The sequence below is a fragment of the Flavobacterium taihuense genome (assembly GCF_019351435.1).
Taxonomy (GTDB): Bacteria; Bacteroidota; Bacteroidia; order Flavobacteriales; family Flavobacteriaceae; genus Flavobacterium; species Flavobacterium taihuense.
The window spans coordinates 186,464-205,037 of record NZ_JAHWYN010000001.1; the positions used below are offsets into that span (position 1 = coordinate 186,464).

General features: G+C 35.0%; 16 protein-coding genes. 7 read left to right on the forward strand and 9 right to left on the reverse strand.

Going from position 1 to position 18,574, the window contains the following annotated elements:
• The 4 genes from KZH69_RS00735 to KZH69_RS00750 form a co-directional block, all read right to left on the reverse strand.
• Positions 1-2,112 carry an FAD-binding and (Fe-S)-binding domain-containing protein gene (locus tag KZH69_RS00735; protein ID WP_255557611.1) on the reverse strand — a complete coding sequence of 704 codons (2,112 nt, stop codon included), beginning with the start codon at positions 2,110-2,112 and terminating at the stop codon, positions 1-3.
• A gap of 306 nt (positions 2,113-2,418) precedes the next feature.
• Complete coding sequence (locus KZH69_RS00740; protein WP_111408296.1) at positions 2,419-3,075, reverse strand: aspartate kinase; 657 nt, start codon at positions 3,073-3,075, stop codon at positions 2,419-2,421.
• A 106-nt stretch (positions 3,076-3,181) separates the two neighbouring features.
• A complete protein-coding gene (locus KZH69_RS00745) occupies positions 3,182-3,541 on the reverse strand; it encodes a YraN family protein (RefSeq protein ID WP_219315545.1) in 360 nt (119 codons plus the stop codon).
• A gap of 140 nt (positions 3,542-3,681) precedes the next feature.
• On the reverse strand, positions 3,682-4,578 hold the full coding sequence (locus KZH69_RS00750) for a S66 peptidase family protein (RefSeq protein WP_219315747.1): 897 nt from the start codon (positions 4,576-4,578) through the stop codon (positions 3,682-3,684).
• Positions 4,579-4,814: 236 nt separating this feature from the next.
• Here KZH69_RS00750 and KZH69_RS00755 point away from each other — a divergent pair, with 236 nt between their 5' ends.
• Positions 4,815-5,930: an endonuclease/exonuclease/phosphatase family protein gene (locus KZH69_RS00755; RefSeq protein ID WP_219315546.1), complete on the forward strand. Its 1,116-nt coding sequence runs from the start codon at positions 4,815-4,817 to the stop codon at positions 5,928-5,930.
• 85 nt (positions 5,931-6,015) lie between these two features.
• Here KZH69_RS00755 and KZH69_RS00760 read toward each other — a convergent pair whose 3' ends face one another.
• Positions 6,016-6,966 carry an MBL fold metallo-hydrolase gene (locus KZH69_RS00760; protein WP_219315547.1) on the reverse strand — a complete coding sequence of 317 codons (951 nt, stop codon included), beginning with the start codon at positions 6,964-6,966 and terminating at the stop codon, positions 6,016-6,018.
• Positions 6,967-7,283: 317 nt separating this feature from the next.
• On the opposite strand from KZH69_RS00760, the gene amaB reads away from it, so the two are divergent.
• Positions 7,284-8,837 carry an L-piperidine-6-carboxylate dehydrogenase gene (gene amaB, locus KZH69_RS00765; protein ID WP_219315548.1) on the forward strand — a complete coding sequence of 518 codons (1,554 nt, stop codon included), beginning with the start codon at positions 7,284-7,286 and terminating at the stop codon, positions 8,835-8,837.
• 70 nt (positions 8,838-8,907) lie between these two features.
• On the opposite strand, the gene KZH69_RS00770 is transcribed toward amaB, so the two are convergent.
• The 3 genes from KZH69_RS00770 to KZH69_RS00780 all read right to left on the reverse strand — a co-directional run bounded on the left by KZH69_RS00770 (position 8,908) and on the right by KZH69_RS00780 (position 11,811).
• On the reverse strand, positions 8,908-9,432 hold the full coding sequence (locus KZH69_RS00770; protein ID WP_219315550.1) for a DUF6646 family protein: 525 nt from the start codon (positions 9,430-9,432) through the stop codon (positions 8,908-8,910).
• A gap of 39 nt (positions 9,433-9,471) precedes the next feature.
• Positions 9,472-10,203, reverse strand: coding sequence for a metallophosphoesterase family protein (locus KZH69_RS00775; protein WP_219315551.1), 732 nt, complete (start codon positions 10,201-10,203; stop codon positions 9,472-9,474).
• A gap of 468 nt (positions 10,204-10,671) precedes the next feature.
• On the reverse strand, positions 10,672-11,811 hold the full coding sequence (locus tag KZH69_RS00780) for an ATP-binding protein (protein ID WP_219315552.1): 1,140 nt from the start codon (positions 11,809-11,811) through the stop codon (positions 10,672-10,674).
• 109 nt (positions 11,812-11,920) lie between these two features.
• Between KZH69_RS00780 and KZH69_RS00785 the strand changes: the two genes are divergently transcribed.
• Entirely contained in the window at positions 11,921-12,727 is an 807-nt protein-coding gene (locus tag KZH69_RS00785) for a DUF4382 domain-containing protein (RefSeq protein WP_219315553.1), read from the forward strand.
• A 95-nt stretch (positions 12,728-12,822) separates the two neighbouring features.
• Here the strand turns inward: KZH69_RS00785 and KZH69_RS00790 are convergent, their stop codons facing one another.
• Positions 12,823-13,695, reverse strand: a complete 873-nt coding sequence (locus KZH69_RS00790; RefSeq protein ID WP_219315554.1) for an aldo/keto reductase — start codon at positions 13,693-13,695, stop codon at positions 12,823-12,825.
• Positions 13,696-13,919: 224 nt separating this feature from the next.
• Here KZH69_RS00790 and KZH69_RS00795 point away from each other — a divergent pair, with 224 nt between their 5' ends.
• The 4 genes from KZH69_RS00795 to KZH69_RS00810 all read left to right on the forward strand — a co-directional run bounded on the left by KZH69_RS00795 (position 13,920) and on the right by KZH69_RS00810 (position 18,511).
• Positions 13,920-14,924 (forward strand): AAA family ATPase, encoded by a 1,005-nt coding sequence (locus tag KZH69_RS00795; RefSeq protein WP_219315555.1) that lies wholly within the window; start codon positions 13,920-13,922, stop codon positions 14,922-14,924.
• An 80-nt stretch (positions 14,925-15,004) separates the two neighbouring features.
• The gene (locus tag KZH69_RS00800) at positions 15,005-15,868 is read left to right on the forward strand and encodes a DUF58 domain-containing protein (RefSeq protein ID WP_219315556.1); all 864 of its coding nucleotides are present in this window, start codon (positions 15,005-15,007) and stop codon (positions 15,866-15,868) included.
• Between the two features lie 16 nt (positions 15,869-15,884).
• Positions 15,885-17,510 (forward strand): phenylalanine--tRNA ligase subunit alpha, encoded by a 1,626-nt coding sequence (locus tag KZH69_RS00805; RefSeq protein ID WP_219315557.1) that lies wholly within the window; start codon positions 15,885-15,887, stop codon positions 17,508-17,510.
• Positions 17,510-18,511, forward strand: a complete 1,002-nt coding sequence (locus tag KZH69_RS00810) for a vWA domain-containing protein (RefSeq protein WP_219315558.1) — start codon at positions 17,510-17,512, stop codon at positions 18,509-18,511. Before KZH69_RS00805 ends, KZH69_RS00810 begins: the two co-directional genes overlap by 1 nt.
• The last annotated feature ends 63 nt before the right edge of the window (positions 18,512-18,574 follow it).

Below are 18,574 nucleotides of genomic sequence, written 5' to 3' on the forward strand. Positions count from 1 at the left end.
TTAATGCTTTTGATTCGTGTTTATTTTATCGGCTCCTTTTGGCATTTCAGGAATCCATTTGGGAATTTTCCCAAAAGTGATAAAATGGGAGACATCTGATAATGCAGTCATAATAGTGGTTCCAAGTACAGCATGAAAAGCAGCCACTATTTTTAATCCAACTCTCAAAACGGCTGTTGTACCTGCCATATGAGAACCAATGTAAGCCGCCACTTTTTTAGTGCTGGAATCCAGTTCGGAGGCACGCCATTCTTTTACAAATTTCCCGGTATCGATATGTACGGGACAAGCCAAGGCACAAAGTCCATCGGTAGCACAGGTTTCGTCCAGCTGATAGGTAACTTCTTTTCGAATGTCGGCCAATCTCTGCGGGTCAGTATTCGTGCTTTCCAAACGGCTGATTTCGCGGGCAATCACAATGCGTTGTCGTGGCGATAATGTCAAACCTTCGGAAACGCAATGCGGCTCACAAAAGCCGCACTCCATGCATTTGTCAATAATAGCATTGGATTCGGGCAGCGGTTTTAAGTTTTTGAGATGCGCTCTGGGATCTGGATTGATCAAAACGTCTGGATTGATTTTATTATGGGGATCAAAAATAGTCTTGATACGTTTCATGATTTCGTAGGCGACCGTTCCCCATTCTTTTTCTACAAAAGGTGCCATATTACGCCCTGTTCCGTGTTCCGCTTTTAAGGAACCGTTGAAATGATCCACCACCAAAAGTGCCAATTCGGACATTAGTTTTTCGTATCGGTCAACTTCATCTTGATTCGAAAAGTCTTGGGAGAAAACAAAATGCAGGTTCCCTTCTAAGGCGTGGCCAAATAAAACGGCATCGTGGTATTCGTATTTTTTAAACAAATCTTTCAATGCCAAACAAGCATCGGCCAGTTGTGGCAAAGGGAAAGCAACGTCTTCAATGATGACTGTTGTTCCGTTTTTTCGAAGTCCGCCAACTGTTGGCAGCAGCCCTTTTCGGGCTTTCCAATTGAAATAATATTGTTTGGGATTTGAGGTAAATTCATATTCCGAAAAAGTGGGAATAGATTCGATTTCCGAACGAACTTTAAGTTGTTTTAGCAACATATTATCCAAATCATTGTCTCGACATTCCACCAATAAAGCACAAGCTGATTCAGGTAATGTTTTAAAATAATCTGGTGCATCATCATCGTTTTCGACCGAGCGAATGGATTCTCGATCCAATAACTCAACCGCTGCAACAGGGCTAGACTTTAATAAAATAGTAGCATTGCAAGCATCCTGTATCGTATTAAAAATTAACAAAGAACAGGATTTGTATTTTTCGTCTATAACCGTTTTTACAGTCACATTCGAAATAAAAGCCAACGTACCTTCAGATCCAACCATAAGGTGTTTGATGATGTCAATTGGCTCTTGATAATCTACTAATGCATTAATGCTGTAACCCGTGGTGTTTTTTATTTTGAATTTATTTTGAATTTGATGATAAAGTGTTTCATTATCTTTAATTTCATCTCTAAGGCTTTCTATTTCTTGAATTAAATCGGCTTGGTTTTTTTTGAAAGCGGCTACACTTTCTGCATCTGCAGTGTCTAGGATGGTTCCGTCATTCAATACAATTCGGATATCGGCTATGGTTTGATAAGAATTTTGTGCAGTTCCACAACACATTCCACTAGCGTTATTGGCAACAATTCCACCTATCATGGCGGCTCCAATTGAGGCAGGATCAGGACCAATTTTCAACCCATGAGGTGCTAAATAATTATTGGCTTTGGCACCAATAATTCCTGGTTCTAATTTAATTTTAGTATTATTATCTAAAAGTTCAAAACTTTTCCAGCCATGAGTAGCCACTACCAAAACCGAATCCGTAATGGCTTGACCAGACAAACTGGTTCCTGCCGCCCGAAAAGTCAATGCGATATCAAGTGATTTCGCTTGTTTTATAATTTCGATTATTTCTGTTTCGTTGTGAGCCAGAATTACAATTTTCGGAATCAGTCTATAAAAACTGGCATCGGTTCCATAAGCAAGCGTTTGCAACGGATTGGTCAAAATACGTTTGGGATCAATAGTTGCTGATAATAGGTCTTTTAACTTTTGATAAGAAAGAGGTAACATAATGATTGTGTTTATAAATAATCCTGATTTTATTTCAGATTTAGTCCTAAAAAGGTTAACCGTATAAGAAATGTAAGGACATATAAGTTGTTACTTTTTACAACCAAACTTAAATGAACTTACATTTCTTATATGGTTAAAATTTAGTGTTGTTTATTTTAACGGATACGTTTATTTCAAAAAGAAATGCTCTGAACCGTTTGCGATTAAAATGTAAATTTAGGTATTAGTAAATGTTATTTTTGAATATGTCCAAAAAAAAAAACGAAGCGGTTGGCTTCGTTTCTATTATAAAAAGTATAAATCTTAATTTTTCAAATCTTTAATCACTTTGAAAGCAACATCTACTTCATTTTCACTAACCATAATCGTAAATTCATTAGAAGTTGAAATTACCTCGTTGATGATAATTCCTTCCCAAGCCAAACGTTGGAAAATGAAATAATAGATTCCGGGAACTACAATATTCTCTTTTGGTAATTTAACGGTTATCGAAGCCAAATTATCCAACTTTTGTATTAGTTTTTCAGAAGCAAAATGTTTTTCAACCAAGTGATTGACGCTGTTGCTCACTACAATATTGGTTTCATTTACTCCTTTGGATGAGGTATAAAAAATATCAGGTAACGAGTTGATATCTGTAATTAAATCGGCTTGTTTATTCAAAACAGTATCCGATACGGCAAATGTATAATCCGTCAAAGCAGAACGTACGGTGATTTCGCCAATGTTTTTTATTACTTTATTGATTTTGTGATTCAATCTAAAATCTAATTCTTCTGTAAGTCTTTTAAGCGCCATTACTACAGCTCCTTGTTTTACCTCTTTTCCAAATTCACTTTCTAATTCGGTCATTATATTTCTTGACAAAGAAGTCAAATTGATTATACCAAGTGACAATGCATTCAACAAAAAAGGCTTGGTTTTGATGTAATTTTCAACAATTGAAGAAACTGTTTTCATAATTTATTGTGGTTTTTACGTAGTTAGTACTTAGTTTTTTTGTTTTAAAATCAGGCAAATATACGTAAAAAACAATTTGTTACAAATATAACATTGTTAAATTTCTTTAAAAATAATAAAAAGCATCTATAAGGTGTTCAATTGCAAAGGATTTCCCTTCTTTGTGGACTGCAATAATGTCAAAACGGACATCAATATCCAAATCTCTTTGGGTTACGTAGGCATCAACCGCTTTTACTAAAAGTTGAATTTTTTTGGGTTTTACAAAATCTTGGGGTAAACCAAATTCGAGAGACGAACGGGTTTTTACTTCTACAATGGCAAGTGTGTTTTCTATTTGGGCAATAATATCTATTTCGGCTTTCTGGAATGTCCAATTGGTATCCAGAATAGTGTACCCATTTTTTTTGAGGTACTCTACCGCAAGATCTTCTCCCAATTTTCCAAGTTCGTTGTGTGAAGCCATTTTTTGAAGTTAGATTTTAGAAAAAAGAGAATTAAATATCAATTTAAAAAGAAAGTTTAATTCGTTATTAATGAGATTGTTTAAATATTTTGTTTTACATAAAGGCTATTTTCTTTAATTTATTCTCTATATTCTTTCGTCTATTTAAAAACCACCGTATTGCAATTCTCATTCACATCCATACTAACGATGTTTCCCATAATCAAGGCTCTGTTGTCGTGAACGTGCCCAGCAGGAAAATTATAGAGTACAGGAATGTTGTATTTTTGAGTTACATCTTGTATAATTTGGTTGGCGTCTTTACCCCAAGGAATGTCGTTGTCTTTCATTTTAGTCATTCCTCCTACGATAATTCCTTTGATGCTTTCGAGACAACCGTTGCGTTTCAGGTTCATCATCATGCGGTCAATGTGATACAGATATTCGTCCAAATCTTCGATAAACAAAATTTTATCAGTACAATCAATTGCTGATTTGGATCCCATTAAACTATATAAAATAGATAAATTGCCTCCCACTAATTCTCCAGTGGCTTTCCCAAAACGATTCATCGGGAATGGATCGATTTTATATTGTAACGGGTCACCAAACAGAGCAGTTCTTAAAGACGAAATCGATTCGGGTGCTGTTTTCTCAACGCTAACCGGCATGGTTCCATGAATGGATTTGTACCCCATCGTATTCAGATGATTGTGCAAAACGGTTACATCACTAAAACCTACAATCCATTTTGGGTGTTGCTTGAATTTGGTAAAATCCAATAAATCAATGATTCGCACAGTTCCATAACCACCACGAGCGCACCAAATGGCTTTGATATTTGGATTATCCATTTGATGTTGAAAATCGGCGGCGCGTTGTTCATCTGTTCCAGCCAATTGATTTAGATCCAATCCGATTGTACTTCCAATAACAACTTCCAAACCCCAAGAATGCAATAAATCTATAGTAGGTTTCAAGTTGTCATCAACATTTTTTCTGGCGGTTGCCACAATTGCAACGGTATCTCCTTTTTGTAAATAAGGTGGTGTAATCATAGTAGTTTGAGCTTGACTGTTTATAGATTGTAAAACAAAAATAAGCAATAGCATTGGATACAAAACACCTTGTTTTGGAATAAAAGAAAATGGATTGGTATGCATGCTGTATTTTTTGGAAATGAATTGTTATACTGATTCTGAGTTAAAGCAAAGATATACATTTCTGAAAGACAACAAATAATTGTAATCAAATTACTATATTTACAAAACGCAAACCCAATTTGAAAAGTGCAATGGTATTCAAAAAGAGCTGTTTTTATTTGATTTTATTATTTTTAATTTCAAAAAGCAATGCCCAATCTAAGGCTTTTGTAATACACACGGTGGCATTTTATAATTTTGAAAACTGTTTTGATACAATCAATGATCCCATTGCCAATGACGAGGATTGGACTCCAACCGGGAGTCAACATTGGAACACCAAAAAATATAAGCAAAAATTAGAAAACTTGGCACGGGTTCTATCAGAGATTGGAACTGGAGAAAATCCTAATTCCCCAACTTTCATTGGCGGAGCCGAAATTGAAAACCAAGGCGTTCTGGAAGATTTAATCAAGCAACCTAAATTAATGGATAAGGATTATGGAATTATCCATTTTGATTCGCCTGATAAAAGAGGAATCGACGTTGCTTTATTGTATCAAAAGAAACAATTTCAGCCCACGAGTTACATCAATATTCCGTTGTATGTATATAAAGGAGAGCAACCGACTAAAGAAGTTGCGAAAACGGATTTGTCTGATAATGTAGACAACGAAGATATTGTGCAAATCAGCACAAAAAACCATAGAGTTTACACCAGAGATCAATTGCTGGTTACAGGCTTTTTGAATGGGGAAGAAATTCACATTATTGTCAATCACTGGCCATCAAGAGCTGGAGGTGAAAAGAAATCGAGTCCGTTTCGGGAAGCTGCGGGAGCTTTAAACAAAAAAATCATTGATTCTTTGCAACGCATCAATCCTAATACGAAAGTGATAACAATGGGAGATTTAAACGACAGTCCTTTTAATAATAGTGTAAAAAAAACATTGGAAGCCAAAGGCAAAATGCAGGATGTTGGAGAATTAGAGATTTATAACCCATTCGAAGAAATGGCCAATAAAGGATTGGGAACGATTGCTTTTCGGGACGCTTGGGATATTTTTGACCAAGTCATGGTTTCGGGATCGCTGTTGCAAAAGGACTACAGCTCTTTTCAATATTGGAAAGCGGGAATTTACAACAAGACTTTTTTAATTCAGCAAAGCGGAAAATACAAAGGATATCCGTTACGGCATTCACTCACGGAAATTGGTTTTAGCGACCACTTTCCCGTTTATATTTATTTGATAAAAGAGAAAAAGTAAAGTTGGATTTGGAAGTAACGTTAAAGTTCGAAAAGCTTTGCGATCATTACGTAAGACTTTGCGAACCTTGTGGTTAATTTTAGGTCTAAAGTTCAAAAACCTTTCCTTGTTCAGGAAAAACTAATTGTACACCTAAATCATTTTGTTTTTGTAATTGCTCTTTGATTTTTAATATATTTTTGGTTGGCGGTTTCAAATGAGTAATGATAATTTTGATATTCTTTAAACTTCCTTTACCACTTAAATCTTCCAGTTTATGCAATTCTTTCAATAAATAATTGGGAGTTAAATGCCCAAACAATAGATTATCCGGTTGCTCGTTTGGAAACGAAACTTCAATAAAAATTCCTGTTAACTGTTTGTTTTGAATTAAAGGAGTGATAGCTTGCCATAATTCGCTTAGATCATTACTTTTTTCAACTGAATCAGGCCCAGTATCACCCAAATACAAAACAGCATCCCTCCCGTTTTGGATTAAAAAAGCAGTGCTCTCAAAAGGATTCACGTGACTTAGCGGAAACGCTTTTACGGTCATTGTGGTATTGGTGATTTTGGTTTCTTCCCCAATGGCAAGCGTTTTAAAATGGTATTTTTTTAACTGAAAACCCACACCTTCATCACCAAAATTAGCCCAAGTTTCACCATTAAAATAATGCTTTTCCATCATTTCCATACATTTTTTGGTAGCATAAACGGTTTTGGAAGAATCTGCTGGCGAGTTAATGATCAAGCCCGAAACATGATCCAAATGCGCATGAGAAATACAATATCCTTTGATATACTTTCTTAAAACTTCATTTGATGAAACGGTAAAAACTTTATTGTCAATTGCTTTTTCGATTCCAGCATTTATAGTCCCCGCATCAAGACAGATGTAATCATTGGTATTTATAGGAGCGACCAAATAGGCTGAGAGATTTTTTTCGTCGATTCCCCCTTTTACTCCAAGAGGAACAACTTGAAAAGCATTTTTTTGTGCAAATACAGGAATAGATAATAAGAGCAAACCAATAAGAGAACGATGAATAAAAGTCATATTCGAAGAGTATTATTTTAAAATAATTTCAGTTTATAAAATTACTTCTTCTTTTTTAAGGAAAGTTTTTTTTGTGTTAAATTAATTTTTGAAAGCTAAATCTTATAAAAAAAAATTATTTAAAGGTGAAATAATGGTACTATATTAACTTTAACTTTGTATGGGTTATCAATTGTTTAATTATGGGTGTTTTTCCCTTATAAAACAGACACTTAATTGGTCTCATAAATTTTTTTTATACTGTTTATTGTATAATTTCGTGATTAAATAATATCTTTACAGAAAAAAATATAACAAATTTTAATAAAAAAGTTACAATGATAACAATTGCAGAACAATTTGGAATGAAAGAGGCATTAGCACAATTGGGTGTAAAAACCATAAATGAAGGAACTTCAACAGGGATTAATCATTTTTCAAATGGTGCAATTTTAGAAAGTTTTTCGCCAGTAGATGGTCAATTAATTGCTTCTGTAAAAATGAGCACACCTGCTGATTATGAAAAGGTAATGCAAACTGCAGCCGAAGCTTTTAAAACATTTCGATTGATGCCAGCACCACAACGTGGAGAAATTGTGCGTCAGTTTGGAGATAAACTGCGTCAAAATAAAGAAGCTTTAGGTAAATTGGTTTCTTATGAAATGGGAAAATCACTGCAAGAAGGATACGGCGAAGTACAAGAGATGATTGACATCTGCGATTTTGCAGTAGGATTGTCACGTCAATTGCACGGATTAACAATGCACTCAGAACGCCCAGGACACAGAATGTATGAGCAATACCATCCTTTGGGAATTGTGGGAATCATTTCGGCTTTTAACTTTCCGGTAGCTGTTTGGGCTTGGAATACGGCTTTGGCTTGGATTTGTGGAGATGTTTGTGTTTGGAAACCATCAGAGAAAACACCATTGTGTGGAATAGCCTGTCAAAATATTATTGCTGAGGTAATCAGAGAAAATAATCTTCCGGAAGGAATTTCCTGTCTGATCAACGGAGATTATACAATTGGTCAATTAATGACTGCTGATCAACGTGTTCCATTAATTTCGGCTACGGGTTCTACTCGTATGGGTAAAATTGTAGCACAAACTGTTGCGGGTCGTCTAGGAAGATCTTTATTAGAACTAGGTGGAAACAATGCAATTATTGTAACGCCGGATGCGGATATCAAAATGACTGTTATCGGAGCTGTTTTTGGAGCGGTTGGAACCGCAGGACAACGTTGTACTTCGACTCGTCGATTGATTATTCACGAAAGTATTTATGATAAAGTAAAAGATGCTGTCGTATCTGCTTACGGTCAACTAAGAATTGGAAATCCATTAGATGAGAAAAATCACGTTGGACCATTAATTGATAAACAAGCGGTTGAAATGTACAATAGTGCTTTAACTAAAGTTGTTGCCGAAGGAGGTAAAATTCTAGTTGAAGGTGGTGTGCTTTCTGGAGAAGGTTACGAAAGTGGTTGTTACGTAAAACCAGCTATTGCTGAAGCACAAAATTCATTCGAAATTGTGCAACACGAAACTTTTGCACCAGTTTTATACTTAATCAAATATTCAGGTACGATAGAGAATGCAATTGATGTTCAAAACGGAGTCGCACAGGGATTATCGTCTGCGATTATGACTAACAATTTGCGTGAAGCAGAACATTTCTTATCTGTGGTAGGATCGGATTGTGGAATTGCAAACGTCAATATTGGAACTTCAGGAGCCGAAATTGGTGGTGCTTTTGGAGGAGAAAAAGAAACAGGTGGAGGTAGAGAATCTGGTTCTGATGCTTGGAAAGTGTATATGCGTCGTCAAACCAATACAATTAATTACACCACAAGTTTACCTTTGGCACAAGGAATCAAATTTGATTTGTAGACAATTTAAAGCATAAAAAAAGTGGCTTGTTAATTAAAACAAGCCACTTTTTATTTGGGTTATTTGGTATTTAATCTAAATTAAATGAAGCACCTAAACTAAAGGTAACCTGATTGTTTAAATGATCAAATACTTCTTTATCATTGCTGTATTTTGCAATTGGAAACCCAAGCTCAGTAAAAATACCAAAACCTTCAGTAAAAAAGTAACGTCCGCCAAGATGACCGCCAAAATTGTGTAGTCCTAAGCTCAAACCCGGATAAATATCTAATTGTTCTACACCAATTACACTGCTTAAATTAGCATTAATTCTAAATTTTGCATCGAAACGATCTTGAAATTCTGGTTTTGCTTCAAAGTAAGTGTTGTCTCCATAGATACCTGAAAATTCATCTACTCCCAATAAATAAGTAGCTACAAATCCATAAGAGAAATTTTCACCAAGACCAAAATCAGCAGATGCTTGAATCCCTGAACCGCCATCTTGCAGATTAGCACCAATATTAATCTTTGCATCGCCTTTACCTTTGAAGGCTTGTTGCGCATTTGTTATTCCAAAAGAAACTAAAAATAAAACTGTAATAATCTTTTTCATAATATAAAATAGGTAATAAATTTTTGGCAAATATAGTATTTAGATTTTATTCCGGCCTTTTTCATTAGGATATAAACTAGGCAGGGGTTCGCTTTGCCAAAATTCTTTGGTATCAACATCAAGAATCGTCAGCGGTCCTTTGAAAGCAGCGCTAGTGTCAATATTCCAGATGTTGGCTTTTTGCACGGGAGTGGTTTTGCCAATTCTGGAAACGGGAGTATGACCAATATAGATTTCTTTGTACAATGTAAATCGTTTGGGATAATACAGATGATCCGGTTTCATTTTTGGATCTAATGCCAATGCGGCTTCCCAGAGCGTCCGATCCCAATAAAATAATTTAGGGAAATATTCAAAATTTACCCCATTCATATTGGTAAATCCTGCATGAATGAACATCCTATTTTGATCGTCCAGGTAATAATCTTCCAGAGACTCCAAAAATTTTACATGCTTTTGTTTGGTTTCACTGTCTACATTTAGGTAAGCCAAAACAGTGGCCTCTCCACCATGCTGATACCATTGTTCGTTGTCTTTGCTGTCTTTGAGCCATTCTCTTAACAGTTCGTCATGATTGCCACGAATGCATACAACATCGTGCGTTTCTTTCAATGCAATCAAAAAATCGATTACTTGTGGAGACTGACTCCAGCCATCCACATAATCTCCCAGGAAAATGAGTTTGTCATTTGGGGTTACGTTAGCTCTTTCCAGAATTTGATGTAAGGCTCTCAAACCACCATGTATATCACCTACTACTAATGTTCTCATTTATTCTCGATTTGTTCTTTTACAAAAATAAGGGAAAAGAATTGTGGTTTGTTATTTTTTTGGAAGAGATGGTCTAAGTAACTTAATTTAAAACAGTGAAAATAAAAAAATCTTGATTTTTAATTATGAAATATTTTTGAAAGAGTAAAATTAATTCTTCTTGAAGAATTTAAGTTTTTATTAAGAATAAACACGTCTAAAAGCTATTTTATCCGTTGAATGTCAATGTTATGGCGATTGATAGTATAGTATTTTTCAGTACTTTTGAGTTTCAAAAAATATCACTATTTTTAGTGATTGCATGATATAAGGAATCTTTATAATTTTACTTAAAATTTTCAAAATGAATGCACTTCTTACTTTATTGCTTTTAATGACCAATTTTATTTGTCATATTATAAATGATGTGGTTGTTTGGATAATAGGTCTATTCAGCTAATAAAAGAAATTCGATTGCAATAGGAAATGCTATTGTACATCATACTTCATCTTCCTTAGGATTCTTAAGGCTTCTTTAAACGAAAGGTACACTTGCGAATACGGCTTTAGTAACGCTTTTGCATCTATTAATTTTTGTTTGGCATCTTCAAAACCATTGAGATAACAAATCATAAAGGTGGAGGGCAAATGGTTCAAATCTTTTTTTTCACGCTCGGATAATCGGATGTTTTTTTCTAATTTGTGGAGCAGTGCAATGTTTGAATTATAAATATGAAACAACATTTTCCTGTTGTATTCTGGCGGTTCGAAAAGTATTTTTCGATCGATTTTATAGTATCCATTATCATGAAAATAAATTTTTTGTTGTTCTAGTGGGTAATAACTGGTTATATCATTCAACCCCAAAGGGACGTATTCAATAATCGTAAAACTATCTTCGTCATAACTAATCTCAACTACATCTTGAGCCGAATAGAATAATTTGATTTGTTCGTTAATCAATTCAATATCAACTCGGGATAAATAGGTTTTATTTCTTGATTTTTTTGCTATTCCGGCCCAACAAATCACAAACAATTCCTTGAAAACTTTGTATTTTGGCGCCATGTCTTTGTGGCGGAAATTCATAAAATCAATAACGCCATCAAGGGTATATTCGATACTGTTTCTCGAATTATTTTCGATGCCAATAACCGTTTCAATGTTTTGATAATTTTTCTCGACCTCGCCTTCAACAGGCATTGTATTGCTGCCCTGCCGTATAAAAACACTATTGATCGGAATCGTATGAATCCCTTTTTTGAAGGAAGAAGTTTTGCTTTTGGGCTTTATGGTTACCAATCCAATTACTTTGTCTTTTGGTAAATTTGGGAAAGGGACATTTTCATATTGAATCTTGGGAGGATTTTCAAGAAAAGCATTTACTAAATTCTGAATTCGACTGTCATCAAAAAAATCATCTCCCACAATCTGATTATTTTCATCTTCAACTCCCACGACGATGTAGGAATTATTGGTAGGATTTGAATTGGATAACGCACAAATGTGTTTCAAAAATTTAGCTTTCCCCTCTCGCGAATGCAAATTTAGCTGTCGTTTTTTATCATAAAAACTGCTTTCATCATTGTGAGCCAATAAGTTCTTGATAAGAAGACGCTTGTTAATCATTGTTAATACAGGATAGTTTAAATTAAACTTACACTAAATCGAAAAAGTATACGTTCTAAAATTTGCTGTTATACGTTCTAAATTTACTAAAAAAGAAAAACAAAAAATTATGAAAAAGATTAAATTAAGTGCATTGAGTTTTTTTGCAATGCTTATGTTAGGTTCGTTCTTAACGGGATGCAGTAACAATGATGATTCTACAGGAACATCAGGCGTTATGATTAGGCTTTCGGATGCTCCGGGAGATTATAAAGAAGTAAATGTTGAGGTGAAAGATGTTTTGATAAAAAGCAACTTAAACACGGATGATCAAGGATGGGTAAGTATTGGAAAAAATCTTGGTATTTATAATTTACTTGAGTTAACAGGAGGAGTAAATGTTTTATTGGCTGATAATATGATTCCTTCAGGGAATCTAGGACAAATTAGATTACTGCTTGGAGAGAACAATACTGTGGTACTTAAAGATGGCACTACACACGCTTTGAAGACACCTAGCGGACAACAATCGGGTTTAAAATTAAAAATTAATCAAAATTTGTTAGCCGATAAAACTTATGAATTCTTATTGGATTTTGATGTGGAACACTCGATCGTTGTTGAGACTGGTGCTTCGGATATCTACAACTTGCACCCAGTAATCCGAGTTTCAACAAAGGAAACTTCGGGGAGTATTAAAGGCACTATTAGTCCAGTTCTAGTTGGATTTCAAGTAATGGCCTCGGTTCAAGTCGGAACAAATACTGTTTCAGCCTATGCAAATGAAGAAGGGGTGTTTCAATTGGATGGATTACCTGTTGGAAATTATACAGTTACCATAACTCCAGACATCGCCTCGGGTAAATTGGTAAAAACTGTTACTGGTGTAGTTGTTGTTAATGGAACGGTTGCTGATATGGGTAACATCATATTGTAGAGAATGAATTAAGTTAAATTTTAAAAACAGAAACACAGCCAAGATTTTTAACTGTGTTTCTGTTTTTTAATTATCAATATATTGCTTTGTCTCAATCAAGGTACATCATTTCCGGTACTTGCTGTCCACAGTGAGAACCAATCCTCCAATTCCATTTCAATGGTCGTAGCCTGCATCAAATGGGCAAGTCTGTTTTGATCGGAAGTGCCACAAACTGGAAAAATTCCTGCCGGATGTTTCAATATCCAGGCCAATAAAATAATGTCATCGGACACAGCATACTTAATAGCCAATTTATTAGCTACTATTTTTATACGTTGCGACTGTTCATTGTCATTTCTAAAAACAGATCCAAGAGGTGACCAGCACATAGGAGTGGTTCGGTTGGTTTGCATGTGGTCCAAACTTCCGTCAAGCATTGGTTCTAAATGGGTAATTGAAAATTCAATTTGATTGTAATTTATTTTGGTTTTTGTCTCAATTAAATTGCTTTGACTTGGGGTAAAATTGGATACTCCAAAATCCAAAATCTTTCCTTCTATTTTTAATTTTTCGACCGCTTCGGCAATTTCATCCACTTGCATTAATGGGCTTGGGCGATGCAATAGCAAAAGATCCAAATAGTCCGTTTGCAAATGCTTTAAAGACTGCTCGGCTGAGGCTATAATATACTCCTTGGAGTACGAATAATGTTTAATAGAATTGTTTCTGTTTTCGGACATCATTTGGATGCCACATTTAGAAATTAATTGGATGTCTTTTCGGTTTATTTGACTTTCGCCAAAAGCTTTTCCGAAGGCTCCTTCGGTTGTATATCCGCCATAAATATCTGCGTGGTCAAAGGTCGAAATGCCGTTTTCAAGGCATGTATTCATTAATGCGATCATTTGTTCAGTGCTGCAGTTTTTGCCCCAAACTCCCCAAGTCATTGTACCTGCAATTATTTTTGAAAATGGAATTTTACTCATGGTTTTTTATTTTTATTCCCCTATTGATTTAGGGGTTAAATCTACGAATTTGATATTTATTTTTTTTAGTTCTTAAAAATAGGTAAATACTATCATAATTCGTCCTTAAAATTAGGGGATTGGTCGAAGTTTTAACCATTCTTTAACATCTTACGTCTAAAAAAAAATTCAATTTGCACCATCAAATAAAAGAGATAAAAAATTAAGGGAATAAAAACATAAATATGGAAGAAAATACAACGACTTTAGACATTAGAGCAATCAATGAAAAAATCGAAAGAGAGAGTGCTTTTATAGACCTTCTCACTATGGAAATGAACAAAGTTATTGTGGGACAAAAGCACATGGTCGAAAGATTGTTAATTGGACTCTTGGGTCAAGGACATATTTTATTGGAAGGGGTTCCAGGATTGGCAAAAACATTGGCTATTAATACCCTTTCGCAAGCGATTCAAGGTTCTTTTAGTCGAATCCAGTTTACTCCAGATTTATTGCCTGCCGATGTTGTTGGAACTATGATCTATAATATCAAGCAAAATGAGTTTTCTATCAAAAAAGGACCGATTTTTGCTAATTTCGTTCTTGCGGATGAGATTAACCGTGCGCCTGCCAAAGTGCAATCAGCATTATTAGAGGCGATGCAGGAAAAACAAGTAACCATTGGTGATACTACTTTCAAATTAGACAGACCCTTTTTAGTGTTGGCAACTCAAAACCCTATTGAACAAGAAGGGACATACCAATTGCCGGAAGCACAAGTCGATCGTTTTATGTTGAAGACGGTTATTGATTATCCAAAGATGGAAGATGAGCGTTTGGTTATTCGTCAAAACCTTAAAGGAAGTTATGACAAAGTAAATGCAGTTGTTTCTGTTGAGCAAATTCTACGCGCGCAAGAAGCGGTTCGTGAGGTTTACATGGATGAAAAAATAGAGAAATACATACTGGATATTATTTTTGCCACTCGTTACCCGGAGAAATATAAATTGGCTGATTTGAAGCCTTTAATCAGTTTTGGAGCATCACCACGTGGAAGCATAAACCTCGCAACTGCCGCCAAATGTTATGCGTTTATCAAACGTCGTGGATACGTAATTCCTGAAGATGTACGTGCTGTTGTACATGATATTTTGCGTCATAGAATTGGAATAACCTATGAAGCCGAAGCCGAAAACATTACATCGGTAGACATCATCAATAAAATCATAAACGAAATCGAAGTACCATAAAAGTGAATAGTAATAAGTGAATAGTAATTAGCCTTGGTTGGTTACTATTCACTATTCACTAATTACTAATTACTAGAGAAATGGATACAAAAGAGCTTTTAAAAAAGGTACGTAAAATAGAAATCAAAACCCGAAGATTGAGCGATCATATCTTTTCGGGAGAGTACCATACCTCGTTCAAAGGACGCGGAATGACTTTTAGCGAGGTGCGTCAATACCAATTTGGAGATGATATTCGCGCCATTGATTGGAATGTAACTGCTCGTTATAATGAAGCACATGTCAAAGTTTTTGAGGAAGAACGAGAATTAACAATGATGTTAATGGTGGACATTTCGGGTTCTGAAAGTTTTGGCTCCAAAAATCAATTCAAGAAAGAAATTGTTACCGAAATTGCTGCAACAATGGCTTTTTCGGCCACTCAAAATAATGATAAAATTGGATTGATTTTATTTTCGGATCAAATCGAATTGTATATTCCACCTAAAAAAGGGAGATCACACGTATTGCGTATCATTCGGGAACTGATAGAATTTGAACCTAAAAGCTACAAAACCGATATTGCTCAAGCTTTGAAGTTTTTATCAGGAACTCAAAAAAAGAAAGCCATTGTATTCGTTATTTCCGATTTCATGTCTGGAGATTATGAGCAAACTTTGAAGATTGCTTCCAAAAAGCATGATATCACAGGCATTAGAGTGTATGACATTCGAGAAGAAAAAATGCCAAATCTGGGAATGGTTCCGATGTTAGATGCAGAAACCGGCGAAACACAATTGATTAATACCGGGTCAAAATCGGTGCGAATGAATTATGAGAAATACTATCATGACCATGTACATTATTTTAAAGAAACTTTCAGCAAATCGGGTTCAGGCATTGTAAACACGAGAGTGGATGAAAGTTATGTCACCAAATTGTTAGGCTATTTTAAATCAAGGTAAAAATTTCCCAAAATCGATGTTTAAAAAATTATTAATGTACTTACTGTTTACGACTTCACTTTTTGCACAGCAAAAAGTAGTTACCAGTATTGATACCACAAAAAATAAAATTGGAGCTGAGTTTAAATTGACTTTAAAAACTTCGGTAGATACGTTGTCTAAAGTGGTTTTTCCAAAACTAAAAAATATTGGAGCGTTGGAGGTAATTCAGTCGTACCCAATTGACACCATCAGAAAAGACGATCGCTACGAATTAATCAAAAAGTATGGTTTAACTCAATTTGATTCGGGGCGATATACGATTCCAAGCATCAAAATTCTGATAAACAATAAGACGTTTTTGACCGATTCCATAAAAGTGGAGGTAGCAAATGTTCAAGTTGATACATTAAGACAAAAAATGTACGACATTAAAGATATTGTAAAAGCGGAAGATTCATTAGGAGATTGGTGGAAATATCTTTTGGGAATCCTATTGATTTTAGGCATTGGAGCTTTCGTTTATTGGTATATCAAAATTCGCCAAAAGAAAAAAATTGAAGAAGAAGTTTATAAAACACCAATAGAAAAAGCCACAAGTTTACTTAATACTTTGGAGAAAAAAGAGCTTTGGCAACATGGTGAGGTTAAAGCATATTATAGTGAATTGACGGATATTACCAGAAATTATATCGAAGAAGCGATAGAGATTCCAGCCATGGAAAGCACGACTTCGGAATTGATTGAGGGCCTTAAAGCGGCGTCATTGAAGAAAAAAATGAAGCTTTCACAAGAAACGATTGAGAATTTATTTACCGTTTTGAAACAAGCCGATTTAGTGAAATTTGCCAAATCAAAGCCGTTGGAATTTGAAATTACCGAAGATAGAAATAGAATTCAAAAAGCGATTTTGACACTTGATGAAGCGATTCCGGTTGAAGTGCCAATTGAAGAAGATACTATTTTGAATGAAGCCCAAAAGCAAAAGCAAATCAAAATGTTGCTTAGAAAAAAGAGAAATCAACGCATTGCAATTGCCATTGGATCTGTTCTTTTTTTACTTTTTGCGACGACAACCTTCTTTATTGCGACCAAAGGATTTGATTATGTAAAAGACAATATATTAGGACATCCAACCAAAGAATTATTGGAGGGAGAATGGGTCAAAAGTGAATATGGAAATCCAGGAGTTATTGTAGAAACACCAAAAGTCTTGAAGCGAATGGATTTGACAAAATCATTGCCAAAAGACGGAATGGCACTCATAAAAGAGATGCAATCTTTTGGATATGGAAGTCTTTTGGATAACTTTTATATTATGGTCTCTACTATAAAATATAAAAAAGAAGGGGCATTGGATTTGTCTAAAGCTATAGAAAGTTCTTTAAAAGTATTGGAAAGTCAAGGAGCGCAAAATATGATTGTTAAGGAGGAAGACTTTCAAACCAATAAAGGGATAACAGGTAAAAAAGGCTACGGCACGTTTTCAAGAATTGATGGTAAAAACGAAACGAGTTCCAAAATATATTATGAAATATTGCTTTTTGGGCAAGAAGGTGGATTGCAACAAATTATGATTCTTCATGAAGAAGGGGATCGATATGCAACGGAATTATCAGACCGTATTATGAATTCGGTAGAACTTAAATCAGCAAGTAACTAATGGCAAAAATAACCTTTTTAAATCCAGAATTTTTTTGGTTGTTTCTTTTAATTCCATTAGCAATTGTATGGCTAGTTTGGAAAAGAAACCAACAATCTGCAACCCTAAAAATGAGTTCGCTTCAAGGGTTTAAAGGATCAGATTCTTTATTGGCAAAATTAAAACCAGGGTTAGATGTTTTGCGATTATTGGCATTGTCATTATTAATTGTAGCAATGGCTAGACCTAGAACTGTTGACATTAGCAATAAAACCAAAACCACAAAAGGAATCGATATTGTGGTGGCGGTCGATGTATCTGGTAGTATGCTTGCCAAAGATTTTAAGCCAAACCGAATGGAAGCGCTAAAAAGAGTGGCCGCTGATTTTGTTGAGGAAAGACCCAATGACAGAATAGGACTGGTGGTGTATGCATCTGAAGCGTATACAAAATCACCTGTAACGAGTGATAAAGCGGTTATCCAAGACGCGATCAGAAGCATCAAATACGATAATGTTTTACAAGATGGAACTGGTATTGGAATGGGATTGGCTACAGCAGTAAACCGCCTCAAGGACAGTAAAGCCAAAAGTAAAGTAGTTATTTTATTGACAGACGGAGTAAATAACGCTGGTTTTATCGAACCGGAAACAGCATCTGATATTGCGCAACAGTATGGCATAAAAGTATATACTATTGGTATAGGTACCAATGGAATGGCTGAATCTCCTTATGCTATCGGACCAAATGGACAATTGTTATTTCAAATGATGAAGGTTGAGATTGACGAGCAATTGATGAAGAATATTGCCAGAAAAACTGGTGGAAAATATTTTAGAGCAACCAGTAATGACAAATTGGCCCAAATTTATAGCGAAATTAATAAACTGGAAACTACAGAAATAGAAGAATTAAAATTCTATGATTACGACGAAAAATTCAGACCTTTTGTTTTATTGGCTGGGTTTTTATTGTTAGTGGAAATAGGTTTGCGCAATACAGTTTACAGGAGTTTTATCTAGCGGCCTAATTCACAAAGGGTAAATTTGAGAAAACTAAACAATAAGAAATTAAAAACATCAAAT